This is a genomic window from Actinoplanes sp. NPDC049598, from assembly GCF_040675435.1.
Taxonomy (GTDB): Bacteria; Actinomycetota; Actinomycetes; order Mycobacteriales; family Micromonosporaceae; genus Actinoplanes.
In genome coordinates, this window is sequence record NZ_JBFAOX010000065.1 from 1 (window position 1) to 3,628 (window position 3,628).

The 3,628-nt window shown below is 68.1% G+C and carries 4 protein-coding genes; all 4 read left to right on the top strand.

What is annotated here, in order from left to right; translation table 11 throughout:
* Positions 1–379 precede the first annotated feature (379 nt).
* The 4 genes from AB0J66_RS49710 (at position 380) to AB0J66_RS49725 (ending at position 3,339) form a co-directional block, all read left to right on the top strand.
* Positions 380–1,780 (top strand): hypothetical protein, encoded by a 1,401-nt coding sequence (locus tag AB0J66_RS49710; protein WP_364676566.1) that lies wholly within the window; start codon positions 380–382, stop codon positions 1,778–1,780.
* 73 nt (positions 1,781–1,853) lie between these two features.
* A complete protein-coding gene (locus AB0J66_RS49715) occupies positions 1,854–2,114 on the top strand; it encodes a hypothetical protein (protein ID WP_364676568.1) in 261 nt (86 codons plus the stop codon).
* Entirely contained in the window at positions 2,111–2,836 is a 726-nt protein-coding gene (locus AB0J66_RS49720; protein WP_364676571.1) for a hypothetical protein, read from the top strand. Before AB0J66_RS49715 ends, AB0J66_RS49720 begins: the two co-directional genes overlap by 4 nt.
* Before the next feature lie 17 nt (positions 2,837–2,853).
* Positions 2,854–3,339 (top strand): DUF4440 domain-containing protein, encoded by a 486-nt coding sequence (locus tag AB0J66_RS49725; protein WP_364676573.1) that lies wholly within the window; start codon positions 2,854–2,856, stop codon positions 3,337–3,339.
* The last annotated feature ends 289 nt before the right edge of the window (positions 3,340–3,628 follow it).

Genomic DNA, 3,628 nt, shown 5'->3' on the forward strand with positions numbered 1-3,628 from the left:
GGGATGGGGTGACCACTCGGGCTGACTGGGGAGCGTTTTATGCCTCGAGTGCTCACCCCATCCCCACAACCTTGCCGGGTGGCTCGGTGGCGGCCTGGAGGGTGGTCACCGGTCTCTGAGCGCGCGATGCGGGAGGCGGTCACCTCGAGGTAGGTGGTCTGTCGCTGTTCGCTGCCGCACTGTTGTGCGGGCGGGCGACGCGGTCACCCGGGCGGGCCTGGGTGGTGGGCTAATCGGCCATTGCAGGCCGGTCGCGCGGGTTCGGTGGTCAGACCGGCCAACCCGGGCGGGTGCATCGGCGGCGTCAGAACGCTTCGGCGGGAGCGGCGCGAGGGCAGGATCCGCTCACGCTGGTGGACCAATCACTTTCCTGACATCGATGACGCCGAAGAGCATCTGCCACCATCTGGCGAGTCAGCGGGTGTGGGCGGAGGCTTTCGGCGTGGCGGTGTTGCGTACGGTCGAGTTCTGGCCGCAGACCGGCTTCGTGGACGCGTTGTGGGTCGAGGATCCGGACGAGGACGCGTTCGTGCGGAGCGCTCGAGGTATCGGTGAGTTGTACAGCGAGGGCGTCCGCCCGGCCCGGGTTCAAGCGCGAAACTCCCAACTGCGGCTGCACTGCTTTCCGCACGAGCCCGGCCGCACCGAAGTCGAAGTGACGGTGTACACCGAGCCGACCGAAGGGTTCGAGATGGCCGGGGTGCAACTGCCCGACGGAGTGGCGGCGTTGCCAGCCGCGGCCAGGGCTGCCCTGGTGCTGGACGTGATGCACGCCGCCGCATTGCGGATGGCCGAGGCGCGCGGCTGGGACCCGGAAGCGTTCGAGGCTGCCCGCGCTCACGTCGTGGAGCACGACCTGCGGTTCAAGTGGGTCGGACCGTCGAAGACGTCACCGGGACGCAAGCACACCGCCCGGCCGGTCTTCACCATCGCCGACGATGGTCTGGGCCGCGTCGTGGTGGAGATCCGGCGGGCCGGGGACGACACGCTGGTCGCCCGTTCGGCCGAGATGGTCACTGCCGGAGCTGAGACCGTCTTCCGCCGGGTCGCCGCCTCGCTGCGCTGGCACGGCAGCACGACGGTGCAGATGGATCTGGACGAAGGGCCATGCATCACGGAGGTCGTGACACTGCCACGGTTGAAGGTGCGCGGCGAAGGCGCCAACGCACCTGAGTCGGTGCCGCAGATCGTCGTGGTGGGCGGGTCGACCGACCGCGCCGTGCCCGACACCTACCGCATGGCCTTAGGCCTTCTCCTCGATGAGCTGCGCGAACCGCACTGGGTGAGCTGGTGGTCCGCGGCTCCGGATCGCGTCCTCGAGATCTGGTACGACTTCGTCGTGGAGCATCCAGCACGGATCACCGCTCGGCGAGGCGGCAACAAGCTGCGTGTGCGCATCGAACGGCCCATCGCCTCGATGCTCGCTGCACCCGACCATGTTGCTCTGGCCCGTACTGATGCCGAGGACATGCTCGCAACAGTTCGCCGACGCGCCGGCCTCGGCCCCTCTCCAGATCTGCTTGGCCTCGAACGGCTAAGGGCTGCGGCCACGGCCCAAATCGATGAACGCGCCGCTCTCATCCGCCGGATGACTGAGCTGGTAGACCACTTGGCCGACCGGTTACCGGCGTGGCTCGTCACGGCGTTCCAAGCCGACCTCAACAAGGGGCTGACCGGCGACACCATGTCAGCCCTGCGCTTTCAGCTCTCCAAGCTGCGCGTTGAGCTGACCGAGGCAGAACGAGCGGAGTTGGAAGCTTTAGCCGCGACCCAGCGATAGCCCGGCAACAGCCGCAACGCTGCGCCTCAGGCGTACGCTCCAGCGGTATGAGGTGCACTGGCATTCTGAACTCGTGAATGACGAAGCCCCCACCGCCTTCCGAGCCCAGGCGCGGCTCGAGAAGTCACGATGGCTGCGACGACCTAAGCGGGTAGTGCGCTATGACGCCCGCTGGGACGATGGGCGGGTCGAGTCGGACATCCACCTGGTGGACCTGATGTATCGGCGCGCTCCCGCCGACTACGCCGTGGTCAAGAAGGCGATGGACGACCATTGCCCGGCCCTGGGCACCGGCCCCTGGATCGGATATCCCTACGGCGACGTCATCGAATGAACATCACCCCTCGGCAACCCGCCCGAAGCGCGATGACACTCCTCGGCACTGCGACGCCTCGGCTCGACCTGTTTCTGACCTGGTGGTACGGACAACCGGATCGCGGGTCGACGGCCACGAGCGGTTCCGATCACTGGACCCCGCGCCCGCTCCGGGAATGGTTCGAAGTGACGTCGCGGTGGTCGCGGCCGGTGACCATGCAGAACCGTGTCCTGGACCCCGGCAGCGCCTGGGTCGAGGATGGCAAGGTCGTTTTCTGGGTGGAGAACCAGGGCGTCTGGCTGTGGGCAGTGGACCCTACCGGCGACGACCCCGACGTCTATGACCGCGAGAACAAGCCAGGCCGGCCGTGGCAGTCCACGGGGGTGACGCTGTCGGTTTTCCTGGTGCACGGCGCGGTCTTCGAGGCGATCTGTGGCGCACCGGCGGGAGCCAGCGCCGCCTGGATCACGCCGCAGCAGCTCGAGCAGGTCCTGTCGCCGCTGATCCCGATACCTGGTGCCGCTTGGCGGTGGCCGTGCCCCATGCATCAGCTCTACGCGGGCGACGGACTCCTCGCGATGGCCGGCCCGAACTACGGCGCCGGCGAAACCGCGGACACCGCCGCCTACCGGGAGGTCTTCATCGCCGGTCGCGAGTCGTCTGCAATCGACTATCTCGCGAAGATCGACGGGGTGGACTGGGACTGGGCGTCCTGGCAGCTTGACCTCAACCGTGGTTGAGCTCTTAGCGTCTCTGCATGCCTCGCACCGATAGTGAAGAGCGGCCACGCGAAGAGATCACGCAACGGGTGACGCTGGACGACCCAGCCGCTCGGACGACTGCGGAGAATGTTGCCGCGGATCTGGCGGCGCAGTTGCAGAGAGGCGGAGACGCCTTGGACGCCGACGTCTACGACGCCTGGTTCGCCGACGACATTCTTTGGGGCAGCCCGTACGGGGCCACTCTCACCGGCTTCGAGGGCCTGAACGCGATTCACCACCGACTGATGGGTCAGTCGGCGCCGCAAGCCGCGCCCGCCGCGCCGGCCTCGCGGTTCGATGTCGTGTCCGTCCTCGCACCCGCCCCCGGCGTCGTTGTGGCGCATATCCGCCGACAGGCACTCGCCGCGGACGGCTTCTCCGAGATGGCCCTCTACGTACTCGTCGAACGCAACGGCAGATGGTGGCTCGCCGCAGCCCAAAACACGCCGATCAGGCCACCAAACGGCGCGCCGCCCGCTTGACCACCGAACCCGCGCGACCGGCCTGCAATGGCCGACCAGCCCACCATCCAGGCCGGCCCGGGTGACCGCGCCGCCCGCCCACACCACAGCGCGGCAGCGAACAGCGACAGATCACCCCCGCGAGGTGACCGCCTCCCGCATCGCGCGCGCAGAGACCGGCGACCACCCTCCTGGCCGTCACCGGGATACCCGGCAAGGTTGTGGGGATGGGGTGAGCACTCGAGGCATAAAACGCTCCCCAGTCAGCCCGAGTGGTCACCCCAACCCCACAACCGACCCCCGAGAGAAA